The organism is Streptomyces sp. NPDC048590 (assembly GCF_043199535.1).
In the GTDB taxonomy this organism is placed as follows: domain Bacteria; phylum Actinomycetota; class Actinomycetes; order Streptomycetales; family Streptomycetaceae; genus Streptomyces.
The window spans coordinates 272,306-290,878 of the sequence record NZ_JBICWC010000004.1; the positions used below are offsets into that span (position 1 = coordinate 272,306).

Sequence of the window (18,573 nt, forward strand, 5' to 3'; positions counted from 1 at the left end):
GGTCATGGCACGCACACTCGTCGGGCTGACCGCCGCCTTCGGCATCGCCGCGGGCAGCCTGGCGGGCGCGGGCACCGGCTTCGCGGCCTCGGCACAGGACACCACCGTCGCCTCGGCGCGGGCCGAGGCGGGCGTGCTCGCGACGGTCAACCTCGGTCTGACTCAGGCGCAGGCCAAGCCCGTCCAGAGCGCGCTGAAGGCTCGCTGGAAGTACACGGGATCGATCGACGGATATCTCGGTACCGAGAGCTGGAAGGCCATGCAGCGCTTCCTCAAGGAGCACTACGGCTACAGCGGCTCCATCGACGGGATCGTCGGGCCCAACACCGTGAAGGCCCTGCAGAAGTACCTCAAGAGGTTCTACGGCTACACCGGCTCCATCGACGGAGTCGCCGGGCCGGGCACCCAGGCCGCCTTCAAGCGGGCGGCCGCTGTCTGCCCGGACGGCTGCCTGCTGACCTGATCCGCAGAGCGTGCGTGCCCGGCCCCGCAACAGACTCCGTGGGGCCGGGCACGCGCGCACGCATCCGGAGGGAGCTCCCTGGCACGGACGGTGGGACCCGACCCGCGCGCCGCTTTGCCGCGGGCCGACGGGTGACGCGAGCATGAGGCGAGGCTCTTCGCTCTGAAGGACAAGCACCGGGATCAGGGGGATCCGATGCTCCGAATTCACTTCACCGACGCCGACCTGGCCAGGACCAAGGTGGCCTCCGGGCCCGACCCGCTGTGGGAGGTCTGCGCCAGCCTGCACCGCCTCCAGACCCGCCGGGGCCGCTGGGCCTACGCCGACTGGTACCGCACCTCACGTGACCGTCTCCGCGCCACACACCTGGCCCGTACCGTGCGGGAGGTTCTGCTGCCGCTGGTCCCGCGGGCCGCGTACTTCCCCGACTTCCTCACCCCGCCCGAGTCGTCCGCCGGGCTCGAGAGCGGGCTGGAGGCCATCCTGGCCACCCCGCCGAGCCGGGTCCTCGACGAGGTGGGCATCCTCGGGCGCACCAGCGGCGCGCCCGCCTGGGCACCACGGCTGGCGGAGCGGGGGTGGCGCACGGACCTCGTGAAGGCGATGCGCGCCTACCACGACGTGGTGATCGCGCCGCACGGCGACCGCGTCCAGGCCCGTGTCGAGGCGGCGCGGTCCGAGCGCTCACGTCTCGTGCTGAACCACGGCGCGGAGGGAGTCCTGCGGAATCTGGGGCCCTGCCTGCGCTGGCGGCCGCCGGTGCTGCACACCGTCTATCCCGAGGACCGCGACCTCCATCTGCGGGGCCGTGGTCTGCGTCTGGTCCCGTCGTACTTCTCCTGGGGCAATCCGGTGGCCTTCGCCGAGTCCTCGCTCGATCCGGTGCTCTTCTACTCGCTCACCCATGAGCCGCGCGGCGACGAACTCCCCGGGGACCTGGGATCGGGCGCTCCACTGGGCGCCCTGCTGGGGCGCACCCGCGCGTCCGTGCTGCGTGCCACGGCCACGGGCGCCACGACCGGGGAACTGGCCCGCTCCGCGGGGGTGTCCCCCTCGACGGCGAGCCAGCACGCGACCGCTCTCCGGGACAACGGCCTGATCGTCACCAACCGCCACGCGTCATCGGTGCTGCACACGCTGACGCCGCTGGGAGCCGCACTGCTGCGCGGGGGCCTCCGGCGATCGGGGTGAGCACCGGGTACCGGCGGTGGCCGGCCGGCGCCGGGACCCGCTCACCGGATCCCGCGGCTCACCGGATCGTGGATTCCCGCGACCCGGTGAGCCGCGATCCGGCCCGCCGCGTCCCGGTTCTCCGCGTCCTGGTCGGCCACGACGCATAAGGCTTTTGAGGACTCGGGAAATGACCCCTCCCACCCAAACCCGACCCCGTATCCGGCCGATCACCCTCACGGGTGAATTCGGGCAACTGGGCTGGATTCGGGACGGGTTGGCTGCCATATGCTCGCCGCGGCAACCACAGACATGCGACGGCCCCCGGCCGGGAATGCGAATCCCGATCGAGGGCCTGACCACCGAGGAAGTAAGAGGCTTCCCGATGGATACCCAGCAGGTTAACGCGCGCCCTCGCGCGGAATCCCGTAAGGCCCCGGAAAACAGGCCCACTTCCGGCGTGATCCACGACAACACCCGGCACAGCGCCGCCTTCACCGTCGTGGGGAACCACCTCAGCCAGCACCGCGCTCTGTCCCTGCTGGCGATCGGGCTCGCGGTGCACATCCAGTCGCTGCCCACCGGCGCGCGGATCGGCATCAAGCACCTCGCGGCCCGCTTCCCGGAGAGCGAGGTACGGATCGCCGCCGCCCTGCGCGAGCTGGAGGCGACGGGTTACCTGCGCCGCAGCCGCACCCGGCTCCCCGACGGCCGTGTCGTCACCCGCACCGTCTCCTGCAACCAGCCGGGGCCTCGTACGCCGGAGGCCGCGGCGCCACGCTCCCGGGTACGGCGGCCGGCGAACCCGGCACCGGTCCGGCAGGCGCCCACGGCTCCGGCCCCGTCCGACGTATCACCACCAGCCGACCCCGCCCCCGTACCGACGCCGCCTCCGGCCGACCCCGTGCCCGTGCCGACGCCACCTCCGGTCGCGCCACCCGTGCGTGTGCCGCCTCCCACCGCGCGTACGGCTCCGCCCTCGCCGCTCCCCCACCCCGTACGGCCCGACGCGGAGCGCGAGCGGCTCGCATCGGCGCTGCTGGGTGATCTGCGGCGGCTCTCACCTCAACTGACGCTCTCCGAGGCGGATGTGGCCGCACTCGCGCCGGGGGTGGCCGCCTGGCTGGAGCGCGACGCGCACCCCGACACAGTCCGGCACGCGCTGACCACGGATCTGCCCGCCCTGGTCAAGCACCCGGCCAAGCTGCTGCGCCACCGGATCACCGCCCTGCTGCCGCCCCCGCTGCCCGGCACGCAGGAGCTCGTGCCCCCGCGCCCTGCCAGGATCGTCATCCCCATGCAGAACTGCGACCGCTGCGACCGGGCCTTCCGCTCCCGGCATCCGGGGCACTGCCGGGAGTGCCGGTGCCAGGCGGCGGCCTGAGCGAGCGGCTCGCGGCCGACGGTCTCAGGTGCGGGTGACCGTGCCGCACTCCTTCTGGTCCGGCCACTCACTCCGGTCGTACGGGTCGATCAGCTCGTCGCCAGGGGCTGCCGCGTGGTCGTCGCTGTCGAACCACGGGTGCAGGAAGCCGTCGTGGGTGTCGCACTCGGTGTTGCCCACGTTGGACTCGTACGACGTGAGCGCGAGCTTGCCCCGTGTCGCGTCCCAGCGCTCCGGGTCGTACAGCACCGCCGTCAGCCGTCGTCGCACGATCGTCCGTGCCACGTCATCGCCGCCGGCCTTCCTCAGCGCGTACACGAAGCTGTAGTCGGCATCGACCTCCACGGAACCCGGCTCACCCGCCTTGAAGGTCATCCGGCCGCGAACCTTGACCACGTCTCCCAGCACCTCGGCCTCGGCAGGGTCGAAGCGGGACACGAGCATCACCGGGTCGTTGCTCTCAGTGGGCTGCGACAGGGAATTCTCCAGCTGTTCCCGTGCCCCCTCCACGTGCGGATCGAGCAGTTGCAGCACCGCGCGCGGCCGCTCTCCACGCAGCGTCGCCGGATTCAGGTTCGACTCGACGAGAAGCCGGCGCGTCTTGTTCAGGGCGTCCGCGACCTCGTCCTGGCTCAACCCCCCGGCCGCCTTGGCCGCCGGAACCTCGATGCCCTGCGCCCCGTCCGCCCAGCGGAGCGCGGGAGAGCCCCGGAAGGGTTCGTCCAGGGTCGGCCGGTCCGGTGCCTCCCGTGTCGGCGCGGCCGTCGGCGGCGCCGTCTCGGAGAGCAACCGCGTGGTATCGGCGTCGGGAGAGCCTCCGCCGCCGGGAAGGTGGTCCGTCACCAGGCTCGGCCGCATGGCGACCACGAGGACGCCCATCACCGCGAGGAACCCGAGGGTCCCGGCGAGACGCCGGCGCTTACGCGCGCCCCCGTTCATCTGCTGCCAGGCGGGCCCCGTACGCCAACCGTCCGGCTGCCACGGCTCCACCTGCTTGGGTTTCCTGCCCCAGCGTCGCCCCGAGCCCTGCGCGCGGGCTGCCTGCTCATCCAACTCACGCAGCCTGGCGGTGACCATGCGGGCCCGCGCCGAAGGTTCCTTGGGCGCTCCGGCACCTCCGGCCTCCGCCTGCCGGACCAGCTGCGCCCATTGCTCGTCGGACACGGAGGGCGTACCGCCGTGGTCGGGGTGGTCTTCAGGTGGCGTGCTCGTACTCACTGTGCTGATCCACTCCCCCACTACGACTGTCCACAGCACCTTCGTTCGCCGCTCGACGGCGCACAAGTGCGACGAACGTTCCGTGATGATCTTGTGACTGATCCGTGTATGCCCCACCCGAAACCACCCCACCGGGGCCGGCCATAACGCCGCGGCATGACCGGCCGGGATGTACCGGCCTCCGCCCTCCTCCGGAACTCTGGGGCGCGTCGATCCCCCACCCGGCACGCCCCCGCGTGTCCCGCGAAACGAGGAACCATGCGCATAACCAGGTTGGTCCCCGCCGCCGCAGCCGTAGCGGTCTCCGTCCTCGCCCTGCTCTCCCCCACCGCCTCGGCAGCCGCCCCCTCCGCCCAGGCCGTGCAGCCGATCATCGGCGGCGGTCAGGCGCAGAGCTCCCCCGGGGCGGCCCGCCTCTTCTCGAACGGCCGGGAGACCTGTTCGGCGACGGTCATCGCGCCGACGTGGATCCTCACAGCCAAGCACTGCGTCTCCGGCGGCGGCCTGTCGTTCCGCATCGGCAGTCTCGACCAGCACAGCGGCGGCACCCTCGCCAACGGTGTCCAGACCTACACCCACGGCTCGGACCTGGCGCTCGTCCGCCTGGACCGCTCCGTGCAGGGCACCTACGCCAGGCTCGGACAGCCCGGCACCGTGCGCGTGGGACAGAACGTCCAGGTGTGGGGATGGGGCGCCACCTCGCAGTGCGGCTCGGAGGCGAACTGCCAGTCCCGCTACCTGAAGGTCGCGAACGTGACCGTGACCAGCGGCTGCACCGATGCCTACGGCGGCTCCGCCATCTGCGCCCGGCGTGGCGACGGCATCACGGCGGGCGGTGACTCCGGCGGCCCGATGACGCTCAACGGCGTACAGGTCGGTGTGGCCTCGACCAGTGACCGGCAGACCACGACGGCGTACACCAACGTCACGGCCTACCGGTCCTGGATCCAGTCGGTCGCCGGCGTCTGACGGACGTCCGGCAAAGGCGAAGGGCCCCGCACCTCGTGAGAGGTGCGGGGCCCTTCTTGGTGCTCAGTGAGGAGCAACCAGGTCAGACGATCAAGTGATTACTTGATGATCTTGGTGACCTGGCCGGCGCCCACGGTCCGGCCACCCTCACGGATGGCGAACTTCAGGCCCTCTTCCATGGCGACCGGCTGGATCAGCGCGACGTCCATGAGGGTGTTGTCACCCGGCATGACCATCTCGGTGCCCTCGGGAAGGGTCACAACGCCCGTCACGTCCGTGGTACGGAAGTAGAACTGCGGGCGGTAGTTGTTGAAGAACGGGGTGTGACGGCCACCCTCGTCCTTCGACAGGATGTAGGACTGGGCCTGGAACTCGGTGTGCGGCGTGACCGAACCCGGCTTGATGATGACCTGGCCGCGCTCGACGTCCTCGCGCTTGATGCCACGGAGGAGCAGACCGACGTTCTCACCGGCCTGGCCCTCGTCGAGCAGCTTGCGGAACATCTCGATGCCGGTGACCGTGGTGGTGGTCTTCTCGGTCTTGATACCGACGATGTCGACGGTCTCGTTGACCTTCAGGACACCACGCTCGATGCGGCCGGTGACGACCGTACCGCGACCGGTGATCGTGAAGACGTCCTCGATCGGCATGAGGAACGGCTTCTCGACGTCACGCTCGGGCTGCGGGATCGCGTCGTCGACGGCCTTCATCAGGTCGAGGACGGACTTGCCCCACTCGGCGTCGCCCTCGAGCGCCTTGAGCGCCGAGACCTTGACGACCGGGACGTCGTCGCCCGGGAACTCGTACTCGGAGAGGAGCTCACGGACCTCGAGCTCGACGAGCTCCAGGATCTCCTCGTCGTCCACCATGTCGGCCTTGTTCAGGGCGACGACGATGTACGGAACGCCGACCTGGCGGGCCAGGAGCACGTGCTCCTTGGTCTGCGGCATCGGGCCGTCGGTGGCCGCGACCACGAGGATGGCGCCGTCCATCTGCGCCGCACCCGTGATCATGTTCTTGATGTAGTCCGCGTGACCGGGGCAGTCGACGTGCGCGTAGTGACGCGACTCCGTCTGGTACTCGACGTGCGCGATGGAGATGGTGATACCGCGCTGGCGCTCCTCAGGAGCCTTGTCGATCTGGTCGAAGGCCGAGGCCTCGTTCAGGTCCGGGTACGCGTCGTGCAGCACCTTGGTAATGGCGGCCGTGAGGGTCGTCTTACCGTGGTCGATGTGACCGATGGTGCCGATGTTGACGTGCGGCTTAGTCCGCTCGAACTTTGCCTTCGCCACTGGGGTCCTCCTGAGTGGATCTGTACGCCTTGCTTCATCGGCGCCAGGGTGATCTTTGCTGGAATGCCGGTGCCGGGGGGCATTCGCCGCGCTGCTTGCGCGCTGCGACGAATGCCCGACCGGGCTCCGGTGACAAGCCTAAAGCGTGAGCTCCGAAGAGTTACTCGCCCTTGGCCTTCGCGATGATCTCCTCGGCGACGTTCCGCGGAACCTCGGCGTAGGAGTCGAACTGCATCGAGTAGCTTGCGCGACCCGAGGTCTTGCTGCGGAGGTCTCCGACGTAGCCGAACATCTCCGAGAGGGGCACGAGGCCCTTCACGACGCGAGCGCCGCTGCGCTCCTCCATGGCCTGGATCTGGCCACGGCGGGAGTTGAGGTCGCCGATGACATCGCCCATGTAGTCCTCGGGCGTGGTGACCTCGACGGCCATCATCGGCTCGAGGAGCACGGGGGACGCCTTGCGGGCACCCTCCTTGAACGCCTGCGAACCGGCGATCTTGAAGGCGAGCTCCGAGGAGTCGACCTCGTGGAAACCACCGTCGATCAGGGTGACGCGGACGCCGACCATCTCGTAACCGGCCAGGATGCCGAACTGCATGGCTTCCTGGGCACCCGCGTCCACCGAGGGAATGTACTCACGGGGGATGCGGCCACCGGTGACCTTGTTGACGAACTCGTAGGAGGCGTCGCCACCCTCGATGGGCTCGAGAGCGATCTGCACCTTCGCGAACTGGCCAGTACCACCAGTCTGCTTCTTGTGCGTGTAGTCGATGCGCTCGACGGCCTTGCGGATCGTCTCGCGGTAGGCGACCTGGGGCTTGCCGACGTTCGCCTCGACGCGGAACTCGCGCTTCATGCGGTCGACGAGCACCTCGAGGTGGAGCTCACCCATACCACCGATGATGGTCTGGCCGGTCTCCTCGTCCGAGTGAACCTGGAAGGAGGGGTCCTCCTCCGAGAGACGCTGGATGGCGACACCCAGCTTCTCCTGGTCACCCTTGGACTTGGGCTCGATGGCGACCTGGATGACCGGCGCCGGGAAGTCCATGGACTCCAGGATCACCGGGTTCTTGTCGTCGCACAGCGTCTCACCGGTGGTGGTCTGCTTCAGGCCCATGACGGCGATGATGTCGCCGGCGCCCACCGACGCGATCTCCTCACGCTTGTTCGCGTGCATGCGGTAGATCTTGCCGATGCGCTCCTTCTTGCCCTTGACCGAGTTCAGCACCGCGGTGCCGGCCTCGAGGCGACCGGAGTAGATCCGGACGAAGGTGAGCTTGCCGAGGTGCGGGTCGCTCGCGATCTTGAACGCCAGGCCCGAGAAGGGCTCGTCGTCCGAGGGCTTGCGCTTCACGACGGTCTCGGGGTCCTTGACGTCGTGGCCTTCGATGGCCTCGACGTCCAGGGGCGAGGGCAGGTAGCGGACGACCGCGTCGAGCAGGGGCTGGACACCCTTGTTCTTGAACGCGGTGCCACAGAACACCGGGGTGACAGTGACGGAGTCGGCGCCACCCTTCGACGCCAGGGTGATCCGGCGGATCGCGTCGTGCAGCTGCTCCTCGGTGGGCTCGTTGCCCTCGAGGTACAGCTCCATCATCTGGTCGTCGTTCTCCGCGACGGCCTCAAGGAGCTTGCCGCGCCATTCCTCGGCGGCCTCCTTGTGGGTGTCGGGGATCTCGATGGTGTCGTACATCTCGCCCTTGGCGGCCTCGTCCGACCACACGAAGGCCTTCATCGACACGAGGTCGACGACGCCCTTGAAGTCGGCTTCGGCGCCGATGGGGAGCTGCATGACCAGCGGAACCGCACCGAGGCGGTCGACGATCATGTCGACACAACGGTGGAACTCGGCACCGGTGCGGTCGAGCTTGTTGACGAAGCAGATACGCGGAACGCCGTAGCGGTCCGCCTGACGCCACACGGTCTCGGACTGCGGCTCGACGCCCGCCACACCGTCGAACACGGTGACGGCGCCGTCGAGGACACGGAGCGAACGCTCCACCTCGACGGTGAAGTCGACGTGACCCGGGGTGTCGATGATGTTGATGGTGTGGTCAACATCGTTGAGCGGCCAGTGGCAGGTCGTCGCGGCGGACGTGATCGTGATGCCGCGCTCCTGCTCCTGCTCCATCCAGTCCATCGTGGCAGCGCCGTCGTGGACTTCACCGATCTTGTACGAAACGCCGGTGTAGAAGAGGATCCGCTCAGTGGTGGTCGTCTTGCCCGCGTCGATGTGGGCCATGATCCCGATGTTGCGGACCTTGGCCAGGTCAAGCGAAGTGGTGGCCATAAGGCTCAGTCTTCTCTCGGTCTCGATTGGGGTAGCGACTACCAGCGGTAGTGCGCGAAGGCCTTGTTGGACTCGGCCATCTTGTGGGTGTCCTCGCGCTTCTTGACGGCAGCGCCAAGACCGTTGGAGGCGTCGAGCAGCTCGTTCATGAGGCGCTCGGTCATGGTCTTCTCGCGGCGGGCGCGGGAGTAACCGACGACCCAGCGGAGCGCGAGGGTGGCGGCGCGACCGGGCTTGACCTCGATCGGCACCTGGTAGGTGGCGCCACCGACACGGCGGGACTTGACCTCGAGCGAGGGCTTGACGTTCTCAAGCGCGCGCTTCAGCGTGATGACCGGGTCAGCGCCGGTCTTCTCGCGGAGGCCTTCCATGGCGCCGTACACGATCCGCTCGGCGGTGGAACGCTTGCCGTCGAGCAGGATCTTGTTGATCAGCGAGGTGACAAGAGGAGAGCTGTAGACCGGGTCGATGATGACCGGGCGCTTCGGGGCGGGGCCCTTACGAGGCATTCTTACTTCTCCTTCTTGGCGCCGTAGCGGCTGCGGGCCTGCTTGCGGTTCTTGACACCCTGGGTGTCGAGCGAACCGCGGATGATCTTGTAACGAACACCCGGCAGGTCCTTCACACGGCCACCACGCACGAGCACGATCGAGTGCTCCTGCAGGTTGTGTCCCTCACCCGGGATGTAGGCCGTGACCTCGATACCGGAGGTCAGACGCACACGCGCGACCTTACGGAGCGCCGAGTTCGGCTTCTTCGGGGTGGTCGTGAACACACGCGTGCAGACGCCGCGGCGCTGGGGCGAACCCTCGAGCGCGGGCGTCTTGTTCTTCTCGACCTTGTCCTGCCGGCCCTTCCGGACCAGCTGCTGGATCGTAGGCACTACTTCTCCGGTTTCTGTGTGCCGTTCGTGAAACTAACCTGGAACACCCACCGACCCACGCGGTCGGGTGTGTCGAATACTGCACGCCCCTGCGATCAGGCAGGAGGAACGCAGATTGCGGTGGCCACTTACGGACTCGCCGTGCGGTTGAGGACACGCACACGAGCCCAGGCACACCCCAGGCACAAGGCTTGAGCGTACCTACCTCACGGAGCTGGGTCAAAACAAATGCTGTCCACGCCCGCCCGCAGGGGCCGTGGAGCACCCGGGCCGGCCTCCGGGACGGCCCGGCTCGCGAGTCCGGTTGCCGGATCCCGGCAGGTAGCCGGCGCCGGAACGGCCCGGATCTGCCCTGCCGCCGTACCCCACCGGTGCCGGACGATGCGGTCAGCCGACCAGTCGGGCCGCTCCCCGGACCGGCCCGGACCCGAGGAGGTCCCGGATGACAGCCGACCGCCGTGAATCCGTGTCCCGGGCGCCGAGCGCGCTCTCCACCGACGTCAGCCTGGCCGTCATCGAATACGGTGACGCCGCTTCCGCCTACGCGCGGGCCATGACCGCTCCCGGACTGCCGCAGTCCGTCGTCGACGACTACGCGATCGTCGTCGACGTCCTGGCTCTCGCCCGCAAGGTCCCGCTGCCCGACGTGCCGCCCCTGCTCACCGTGGGAACCCGTGCGCTGCTCCGGGTCCACCAGGCCCTGCTGGGCTGAGAGAGGCCGCCCCGAAGGCCGGGACGGCACACACGCCGGAGGGCGGCCACCCCGTGCGCAACGGGGTGACCGCCCTCCGGCGTTCAAGCGACGAGCTCTCGCTTACTGGTTGTACGGACCGTAGTCGTAGTCCTCCAGCGGGACGGCCTGGCCGGAGCCGGTGCCGAACGGCGAGTAGTCCATGTCGTCGTAGCCGACGGCCGAGTACATCGCGGCCTTGGCCTCCTCGGTCGGCTCGACCCGGATGTTGCGGTAGCGGGAGAGACCCGTACCGGCCGGGATGAGCTTACCGATGATGACGTTCTCCTTGAGGCCGATCAGGGAGTCCGACTTGGCGTTGATCGCCGCGTCGGTCAGGACCCTGGTCGTCTCCTGGAAGGACGCCGCCGACAGCCACGACTCGGTGGCGAGCGAGGCCTTGGTGATACCCATCAGCTGCGGACGGCCGGAGGCGGGGTGACCGCCCTCGGTGACCACACGACGGTTCTCGGTCTCGAACTTCGAGCGCTCGACGAGCTCGCCCGGCAGCAGCTCCGCGTCGCCGGACTCGATGATCGTCACACGGCGCAGCATCTGCCGGATGATGATCTCGATGTGCTTGTCGTGGATCGACACACCCTGCGAGTTGTAGACCTTCTGGACCTCGCCGACCAGGTGGACCTGGACCGCGCGCTGACCGAGGATCCGCAGCACGTCGTGCGGGTTCGTGGCACCGACGGTGAGCTTCTGGCCCACCTCGACCGCGTCGCCCTCGCCGACCAGGAGACGGGCACGCTTGGAGATCGGGAACGCCGTCTCCTCGCTGCCGTCGTCCGGGGTGACGACGAGCTTCTTGGTCTTCTCGGTCTCCTCGATACGGACCCGGCCCTTGGCCTCCGAGATCGGGGCGACACCCTTCGGGGTACGCGCCTCGAAGAGCTCGACGACACGGGGCAGACCCTGGGTGATGTCGTCACCGGCCACACCACCGGTGTGGAAGGTACGCATCGTCAGCTGGGTACCGGGCTCACCGATGGACTGGGCGGCGATGATGCCGACCGCCTCACCGATGTCGACCAGCTTGCCGGTGGCGAGCGAGCGTCCGTAGCAGAAGGCACAGGTGCCGACCGCGGACTCACAGGTCAGGACCGAGCGGGTCTTGACCTCCTCGACGCCGGCGCCCACCAGGGCGTCGATCAGGACGTCACCGAGGTCGACGTTGGCAGGCGCGATGACCTTGCCGTCGACGACGACGTCCTCGGCGAGCATGCGGGCGTAGACCGAGGTCTCGACGTCCTCCGTCTTGCGGAGCACGCCGTCGGCGCCCTTGACGGCGATCTTCAGCTTGAGGCCGCGGTCGGTGCCACAGTCCTCCTCGCGGATGATCACGTCCTGCGAGACGTCCACCAGACGACGGGTCAGGTAACCCGAGTCGGCGGTACGCAGGGCGGTGTCCGCCAGACCCTTACGGGCACCGTGCGTGGAGATGAAGTACTCCAGAACGGTGAGGCCCTCACGGAAGGACGCCTTGATGGGACGCGGGATCGTCTCGTTCTTGGCGTTGGACACCAGACCACGCATACCGGCGATCTGACGCATCTGCATCATGTTTCCTCGGGCACCCGAGTCAACCATCATGAAGATGGGGTTCGTCTTGGGGAAGTTCGCGTTCATCGCCTCGGCGACCTCGTTGGTCGCCTTGGTCCAGATCGCGATGAGCTCCTGCGTGCGCTCGTCCTTGGTGATCAGACCGCGCTCGTACTGCTTCTGGACCTTCTCGTCCTGCTCCTCGTAGCCCTTGACGATGGCCTTCTTGGCCTCGGGCACGACGACGTCGGAGATGGCCACGGTCACACCGGAGCGGGTCGCCCAGTGGAAACCGGCCGCCTTCAGGTTGTCGAGCGTCGCCGCCACGATGACCTTGGGGTAGCGCTCGGCCAGGTCGTTGACGATCTCGGAGAGCTGCTTCTTGCCCACCGAGTAGTCGACGAACGGGTAGTCCTCGGGCAGCAGCTCGTTGAAGAGCGCGCGGCCCAGGCTGGTGCGCAGACGGAAGGTGTCACCCGGCTGGTACTCGGGCTCGCCCTCCTCGGCGACCGGCGGCACCCAGCCACGCGGCGGCATGGTGCCGACCGGGAAGCGGATGTCGACCTTCGCCTGGAGCGAGAGCTCGCGGGCGTCGAAGGCCATGGTGGCCTCGGCCGTGGAGCCGAACGCGCGGTCCGCGCCCTTGACGTTGCGGCCCTCGTCGTCCGTGGTGAGGAAGAAGAGGCCCAGCACCATGTCCTGGGTCGGCATGGTGACCGGACGGCCGTCCGCCGGCTTCAGGATGTTGTTCGAGGACAGCATCAGGATGCGGGCCTCGGCCTGCGCCTCCGCGGAGAGCGGCAGGTGCACGGCCATCTGGTCACCGTCGAAGTCCGCGTTGAACGCGGTGCAGACGAGCGGGTGGATCTGGATGGCCTTGCCCTCGACCAGCTGCGGCTCGAAGGCCTGGATGCCGAGGCGGTGCAGGGTGGGCGCACGGTTCAGCAGCACCGGGTGCTCGGCGATGACCTCTTCGAGGACGTCGTACACCACGGTGCGGCCGCGCTCGACCATGCGCTTGGCCGACTTGATGTTCTGCGCGTGGTTCAGGTCCACCAGGCGCTTCATCACGAACGGCTTGAAGAGCTCCAGCGCCATCGCCTTCGGCAGACCGCACTGGTGCAGCTTGAGCTGCGGACCGACGACGATCACGGAACGCGCGGAGTAGTCCACGCGCTTGCCGAGGAGGTTCTGACGGAAACGACCCTGCTTGCCCTTCAGCATGTCGCTGAGGGACTTCAGGGGGCGGTTACCGGGACCGGTGACCGGGCGACCACGACGACCGTTGTCGAAGAGGGCGTCCACGGCCTCCTGGAGCATGCGCTTCTCGTTGTTCACGATGATCTCGGGCGCGCCGAGGTCGAGAAGCCGCTTCAGGCGGTTGTTGCGGTTGATGACACGGCGGTACAGGTCGTTCAGGTCGGAGGTCGCGAAGCGGCCACCGTCCAGCTGCACCATCGGACGCAGGTCCGGCGGGATGACCGGCACGCAGTCGAGCACCATGCCCTTGGGCTTGTTGCTGGTCTGCAGGAACGCGGAGACGACCTTGAGGCGCTTGAGCGCACGGGTCTTCTTCTGGCCCTTGCCGGTGCGGATGATCTCGCGGAGGCGCTCGGCCTCCTCGTCGAGGTCGAAGGACTCCAGGCGCTTCTGCAGCGCGGCGGCGCCCATGCAGCCGTCGAAGTACGTGCCGAAACGGTCACGCAGCTCGCGGTAGAGCAGCTCGTCGCCCTCGAGGTCCTGGACCTTGAGGTTCTTGAAGCGGCTCCACACCTCGTCGAGACGGTCGATCTCGCGCTGCGCGCGGTCGCGCAGCTGCTTCATCTCACGCTCGGCACCTTCGCGCACCTTGCGGCGCACGTCGGCCTTGGCACCCTCGGCCTCGAGCTCGGCCAGGTCGGTCTCGAGCTTCTTGGCGCGGTTCTCGAGGTCCGAGTCGCGGCGGTTCTCGATCTGCTGACGCTCGACGGAGACGTGCGCCTCCAGCGACGGGAGGTCGCGCGTGCGGCGCTCCTCGTCGACGAACGTGATCATGTACGCGGCGAAGTAGATGACCTTCTCGAGGTCCTTCGGCGCGAGGTCCAGCAGGTAGCCGAGGCGCGACGGGACGCCCTTGAAGTACCAGATGTGGGTGACGGGAGCGGCAAGCTCGATGTGACCCATGCGCTCACGGCGCACCTTGGCGCGCGTGACCTCGACGCCACAGCGCTCACAGATGATGCCCTTGAAGCGGACACGCTTGTACTTGCCGCAGTAGCACTCCCAGTCCCGGGTCGGACCGAAGATCTTCTCGCAGAAGAGTCCGTCCTTTTCGGGCTTGAGCGTGCGGTAGTTGATGGTCTCCGGCTTCTTCACTTCGCCGTGGGACCAGGTCCGGATGTCGTCCGCGGTGGCAAGGCCGATCCGCAGCTCGTCGAAGAAGTTGACGTCGAGCACTTGTCGTCAATCCCTCTTTCGGGGGTTCGAGCCCCCTCGCGTCACGCGAGAAAACGGGGCACTTCAGCAATGGTCTGAACGGGTCCGGGGAGGGCCGGCCGGATCACTGGGATCCGGCCGGGCAACCCGTCAGACCTCTTCGACGCTGCTCGGCTCGCGCCGGGACAGGTCGATACCGAGCTCCTCCGCCGCGCGGAAGACGTCCTCGTCCGTGTCGCGCATCTCGATGGACATGCCGTCCGAGGACAGCACCTCCACGTTGAGGCAGAGCGACTGCATTTCCTTGATGAGCACCTTGAAGGACTCGGGAATGCCCGGCTCGGGGATGTTCTCGCCCTTGACGATCGCCTCGTAGACCTTCACGCGGCCCGTGACGTCGTCGGACTTGATCGTCAGCAGTTCCTGGAGGGCGTATGCGGCGCCGTAAGCCTCAAGGGCCCACACCTCCATCTCACCGAATCGCTGCCCACCGAACTGCGCCTTACCACCCAGCGGCTGCTGCGTGATCATGGAGTACGGGCCGGTCGAACGCGCGTGGAGCTTGTCGTCGACCAGGTGGTGCAGCTTGAGGATGTACATGTACCCGACCGAGACCGGGTCCGGGAACGGCTCGCCGGAGCGGCCGTCGAACAGCTGGGCCTTGCCGGAGGGCTGGACCAGCCGGTCGCCGTCGCGGTTCGGGATCGTGGCTCCGAAGAGACCCGAGATCTCGTCCTCGCGCGCACCGTCGAAGACGGGCGTGGCGACGTTGGTGCCGGGGGCGACCTGGTCGGCGCCGATGGCCTGCAGGCGCTGTGCCCACTCGTCACCGAGGCCGGAGACGTCCCAGCCGCGGCTGGCGAGCCAGCCGAGGTGGATCTCCAGGACCTGTCCCGGGTTCATTCGGGACGGGACACCCAGCGGGTTGAGGATGATGTCGACCGGGGTGCCGTCCTCGAGGAAGGGCATGTCCTCGATCGGGAGGATCTTGGAGATGACACCCTTGTTGCCGTGACGGCCGGCGAGCTTGTCACCATCGGTGATCTTGCGCTTCTGAGCGACGTAGACGCGGACCAGCTGGTTCACGCCCGGCGGCAGCTCGTCGCCCTCTTCGCGGTCGAAGACGCGGACGCCGATGACCTTGCCGATCTCACCGTGCGGCACCTTCAGGGAGGTGTCACGGACCTCGCGCGCCTTCTCGCCGAAGATCGCGCGGAGCAGGCGCTCCTCCGGGGTCAGCTCGGTCTCACCCTTGGGCGTGACCTTGCCGACGAGGATGTCGCCGGCGACGACCTCGGCACCGATGCGGATGATGCCGCGCTCGTCGAGGTCGGCGAGGACCTCCTCGGAGACGTTCGGGATGTCCCGGGTGATCTCCTCCGGGCCGAGCTTGGTGTCACGGGCGTCGACCTCGTGCTCCTCGATGTGGATCGAGGAGAGGACGTCGTCCTGCACGAGGCGCTGCGACAGGATGATCGCGTCCTCGTAGTTGTGACCCTCCCACGGCATGAACGCCACGAGCAGGTTCTTGCCGAGCGCCATCTCACCGTTCTCGGTGGCGGGGCCGTCGGCGAGGACCTGGCCCTCGATCACGCGGTCGCCCTCGGAGACGACGACCTTCTGGTTGACCGAGGTGCCCTGGTTGGAGCGCGAGAACTTGGCGATGCGGTACGTGGTGTACGTGCCGTCGTCGTTGGTGACGGTGATGTAGTCCGCGGAGACCTCCTGGACCACACCCGCCTTCTCGGCCTTGAGGACGTCACCGGCGTCGGTGGCACAGCGGTACTCCATGCCGGTACCGACCAGCGGCGCCTCGCTCTTGATGAGCGGGACGGCCTGACGCATCATGTTCGCGCCCATGAGGGCACGGTTGGCGTCGTCGTGCTCGAGGAACGGGATCATCGCGGTCGCGACGGACACCATCTGGCGCGGCGAGACGTCCATGTAGTCGACGTCGTCACCGGGGATGTAGTCGATCTCGCCGCCACGACGGCGGACGAGGACGCGGGCCTCGGTGAAGCGCATCTCGTCGGACAGCGTCGCGTTCGCCTGGGCGATAACGAAGCGGTCCTCCTCGTCGGCCGTCAGGTAGTCGACGTCGTCGGTGACGACGCCCTCGACGACCTTGCGGTACGGCGTCTCGATGAACCCGAAGGGGTTGATCCGGCCGTAGGAGGCGAGCGAGCCGATCAGACCGATGTTCGGGCCTTCGGGCGTCTCGATCGGGCACATGCGGCCGTAGTGCGACGGGTGGACGTCACGGACCTCGAAGCCGGCCCGCTCACGGGAGAGACCACCCGGGCCGAGGGCGTTCAGACGACGCTTGTGCGTCAGCCCCGACAGCGGGTTGTTCTGGTCCATGAACTGGGACAGCTGGCTGGTGCCGAAGAACTCCTTGATGGAGGCGACGACCGGCCGGATGTTGATCAGGGTCTGCGGCGTGATCGCCTCGACGTCCTGGGTGGTCATGCGCTCGCGCACGACGCGCTCCATACGGGCGAGACCCGTGCGGACCTGGTTCTGGATCAGCTCACCGACGTTACGGATACGGCGGTTGCCGAAGTGGTCGATGTCGTCGGTCTCGACCATGATCGAACGGCCGGACTCGCCGACGGTCTCGGTCTCACCGGCGTGCAGCTTCACCAGGTACTTGATGGACGCGATGATGTCGTCGCTGGTGAGGACACCGGCGTCGAGCGGCTCGTCGGCGCCGAGCTTCTTGTTCACCTTGTAGCGGCCGACCTTCGCGAGGTCGTAGCGCTTCGGGTTGAAGTAGAGGTTCTCGAGCAGCGTCTGAGCGGCCTCGCGCGTGGGCGGCTCGCCCGGGCGCAGCTTGCGGTAGATGTCGAGCAGCGCGTCGTCCTGGCCCTGTGTGTGGTCCTTCTCCAGGGTGGCGCGCATGGACTCGTACTCGCCGAACTCCTCGAGGATCTGCTCGGTGGTCCAGCCGAGAGCCTTCAGGAGGACGGTGACGGACTGCTTGCGCTTGCGGTCGATGCGGACACCGACCATGTCGCGCTTGTCGATCTCCATCTCCAGCCAGGCACCCCGGGACGGGATGATCTTGGCGGAGAAGATGTCCTTGTCGGACGTCTTGTCGATGGAGGAGTCGAAGTAGACACCCGGCGAACGCACGAGCTGCGACACGACGACACGCTCGGTGCCGTTGATGACGAAGGTGCCCTTGTTGGTCATGAGCGGGAAGTCGCCCATGAAGACCGTCTGGGACTTGATCTCGCCGGTCTCGTTGTTGGTGAACTCGGCCGTGACGAAGAGCGGCGCGGCGAACGTGAAGTCGCGCTCCTTGCACTCGTCGATCGAGTTCTTCGGGGGCTCGAAGCGGTGGTCGCGGAACGTGAGCGACATCGACCCGGAGAAGTCCTCGATGGGGGAGATCTCCTCGAAGATCTCTTCCAGGCCGGACTTGGTGGGGACGTCTTGTCCGCTGTCCAGAGCAGCCTCGACGCGAGCCTTCCAGGCGGCGTTGCCGAGGAGCCAGTCAAAGCTCTCGGTCTGCAGCGCGAGGAGGTTCGGAACCTCGAGGGGCTCCTTGATCTTTGCAAAAGAGATGCGCAGCGGGGCGGTGCTGGCACCGTTGTTCGTATTCGAGGTCGAGGCGTTGCGCGAGGCGGCCAAGAGGGGGTCCTTCCGAGGGCTCGGACTCACTACGCGCGTACCGGCCCCAAGCCGCGCACAGAGACAGAAATCCCAAGGTCAGGGAAGGTCCGGCATCGGTGCTAGGCGTGGGCATGCCCCTGGTGACGGGCAGGAGGCAGCTAACAGGCAGCGCAAAGGGTCAGTGTAGCCAAGTGGCACACTGATGTCCAGTCGGGGTTCTCAGAGACCCACGTTGCTCTCAACAGCTGTTCTCAACACCTATGAATCGTCCTCGCGCGGTGTGCGCTCTTCTTTACTGCCCTCTTCGCTCTCGATCCATGCCTCGGATGCGGATCGAGATGACGACGCGTCCTGAGAATTGCGCGCCGCGTGCGGTTCGTCAAGGCCCCGGGGGCCCCGGCGGACGACCGGCGATCTTCACCTGCGCCGGAAGGACGCCTGTTGACGCCTCTCGGCGCTCCGGAGAAACGCACGGCGAAGATCACCCTACTCGTCGCACGCGGAAGTTCAAGGCAGCCTCCGGTGGCACGCCAAAGGGCGACCACCCGGATGGGTGATCGCCCTTTGCGGTGTGACATCCCCGCCTCGCGGCT

12 protein-coding genes are annotated in these 18,573 nt (G+C 67.8%); 5 read left to right on the top strand and 7 right to left on the bottom strand.

All coding sequences use genetic code 11. The features are described from left to right. The first annotated feature begins 4 nt into the window (after positions 1-4). From ACGFNN_RS13480 to ACGFNN_RS13490, 3 genes are all read left to right on the top strand, one after another. The gene (locus ACGFNN_RS13480) at positions 5-463 is read left to right on the top strand and encodes a peptidoglycan-binding protein (protein ID WP_393555494.1); all 459 of its coding nucleotides are present in this window, start codon (positions 5-7) and stop codon (positions 461-463) included. A 195-nt stretch (positions 464-658) separates the two neighbouring features. Further along, on the top strand, positions 659-1,654 hold the full coding sequence (locus ACGFNN_RS13485; protein WP_393555496.1) for an ArsR/SmtB family transcription factor: 996 nt from the start codon (positions 659-661) through the stop codon (positions 1,652-1,654). Positions 1,655-2,018: 364 nt separating this feature from the next. Then, the gene (locus tag ACGFNN_RS13490) at positions 2,019-3,017 is read left to right on the top strand and encodes a helix-turn-helix domain-containing protein (protein ID WP_393555498.1); all 999 of its coding nucleotides are present in this window, start codon (positions 2,019-2,021) and stop codon (positions 3,015-3,017) included. A 24-nt stretch (positions 3,018-3,041) separates the two neighbouring features. On the opposite strand, the gene ACGFNN_RS13495 is transcribed toward ACGFNN_RS13490, so the two are convergent. Next, entirely contained in the window at positions 3,042-4,235 is a 1,194-nt protein-coding gene (locus ACGFNN_RS13495) for a hypothetical protein (RefSeq protein WP_393555500.1), read from the bottom strand. A gap of 258 nt (positions 4,236-4,493) precedes the next feature. Between ACGFNN_RS13495 and ACGFNN_RS13500 the strand changes: the two genes are divergently transcribed. After that, positions 4,494-5,204, top strand: a complete 711-nt coding sequence (locus ACGFNN_RS13500) for a S1 family peptidase (RefSeq protein WP_393555502.1) — start codon at positions 4,494-4,496, stop codon at positions 5,202-5,204. Between the two features lie 98 nt (positions 5,205-5,302). Here the strand turns inward: ACGFNN_RS13500 and tuf are convergent, their stop codons facing one another. The 4 genes from tuf to rpsL all read right to left on the bottom strand — a co-directional run bounded on the left by tuf (position 5,303) and on the right by rpsL (position 9,669). Beyond that, positions 5,303-6,496 (bottom strand): elongation factor Tu, encoded by a 1,194-nt coding sequence (gene tuf / locus ACGFNN_RS13505; protein WP_362552635.1) that lies wholly within the window; start codon positions 6,494-6,496, stop codon positions 5,303-5,305. Positions 6,497-6,656: 160 nt separating this feature from the next. Continuing rightward, positions 6,657-8,786, bottom strand: coding sequence for an elongation factor G (gene fusA, locus ACGFNN_RS13510; RefSeq protein WP_365519154.1), 2,130 nt, complete (start codon positions 8,784-8,786; stop codon positions 6,657-6,659). 38 nt (positions 8,787-8,824) lie between these two features. Continuing rightward, positions 8,825-9,295 carry a 30S ribosomal protein S7 gene (rpsG, locus tag ACGFNN_RS13515; RefSeq protein WP_018101248.1) on the bottom strand — a complete coding sequence of 157 codons (471 nt, stop codon included), beginning with the start codon at positions 9,293-9,295 and terminating at the stop codon, positions 8,825-8,827. A gap of 2 nt (positions 9,296-9,297) precedes the next feature. Beyond that, a complete protein-coding gene (gene rpsL / locus ACGFNN_RS13520; RefSeq protein ID WP_003948652.1) occupies positions 9,298-9,669 on the bottom strand; it encodes a 30S ribosomal protein S12 in 372 nt (123 codons plus the stop codon). A 442-nt stretch (positions 9,670-10,111) separates the two neighbouring features. Here rpsL and ACGFNN_RS13525 point away from each other — a divergent pair, with 442 nt between their 5' ends. Next, positions 10,112-10,381, top strand: a complete 270-nt coding sequence (locus tag ACGFNN_RS13525) for a hypothetical protein (RefSeq protein ID WP_393555504.1) — start codon at positions 10,112-10,114, stop codon at positions 10,379-10,381. Positions 10,382-10,483: 102 nt separating this feature from the next. Here ACGFNN_RS13525 and ACGFNN_RS13530 read toward each other — a convergent pair whose 3' ends face one another. Both ACGFNN_RS13530 and rpoB read right to left on the bottom strand, forming a co-directional pair. Beyond that, positions 10,484-14,383, bottom strand: a complete 3,900-nt coding sequence (locus ACGFNN_RS13530; RefSeq protein WP_362552625.1) for a DNA-directed RNA polymerase subunit beta' — start codon at positions 14,381-14,383, stop codon at positions 10,484-10,486. A 129-nt stretch (positions 14,384-14,512) separates the two neighbouring features. Beyond that, positions 14,513-17,998 (bottom strand): DNA-directed RNA polymerase subunit beta, encoded by a 3,486-nt coding sequence (gene rpoB / locus ACGFNN_RS13535; RefSeq protein ID WP_362552622.1) that lies wholly within the window; start codon positions 17,996-17,998, stop codon positions 14,513-14,515. Between the last annotated feature and the right edge of the window lie 575 nt (positions 17,999-18,573).

Bases quoted from the DNA above. Each gene is read 5' to 3' on its own strand.
- ACGFNN_RS13525 (WP_393555504.1), top strand. From the start codon at position 10,112: ATGACAGCCGACCGCCGTGAATCCGTGTCCCGGGCGCCGAGCGCGCTC.
- ACGFNN_RS13500 (WP_393555502.1), top strand. From the start codon at position 4,494: ATGCGCATAACCAGGTTGGTCCCCGCCGCCGCAGCCGTAGCGGTCTCC.
- ACGFNN_RS13490 (WP_393555498.1), top strand. From the start codon at position 2,019: ATGGATACCCAGCAGGTTAACGCGCGCCCTCGCGCGGAATCCCGTAAG.
- fusA (WP_365519154.1), bottom strand. From the start codon at position 8,786: ATGGCCACCACTTCGCTTGACCTGGCCAAGGTCCGCAACATCGGGATC.
- rpsG (WP_018101248.1), bottom strand. From the start codon at position 9,295: ATGCCTCGTAAGGGCCCCGCCCCGAAGCGCCCGGTCATCATCGACCCG.
- ACGFNN_RS13485 (WP_393555496.1), top strand. From the start codon at position 659: ATGCTCCGAATTCACTTCACCGACGCCGACCTGGCCAGGACCAAGGTG.
- ACGFNN_RS13480 (WP_393555494.1), top strand. From the start codon at position 5: ATGGCACGCACACTCGTCGGGCTGACCGCCGCCTTCGGCATCGCCGCG.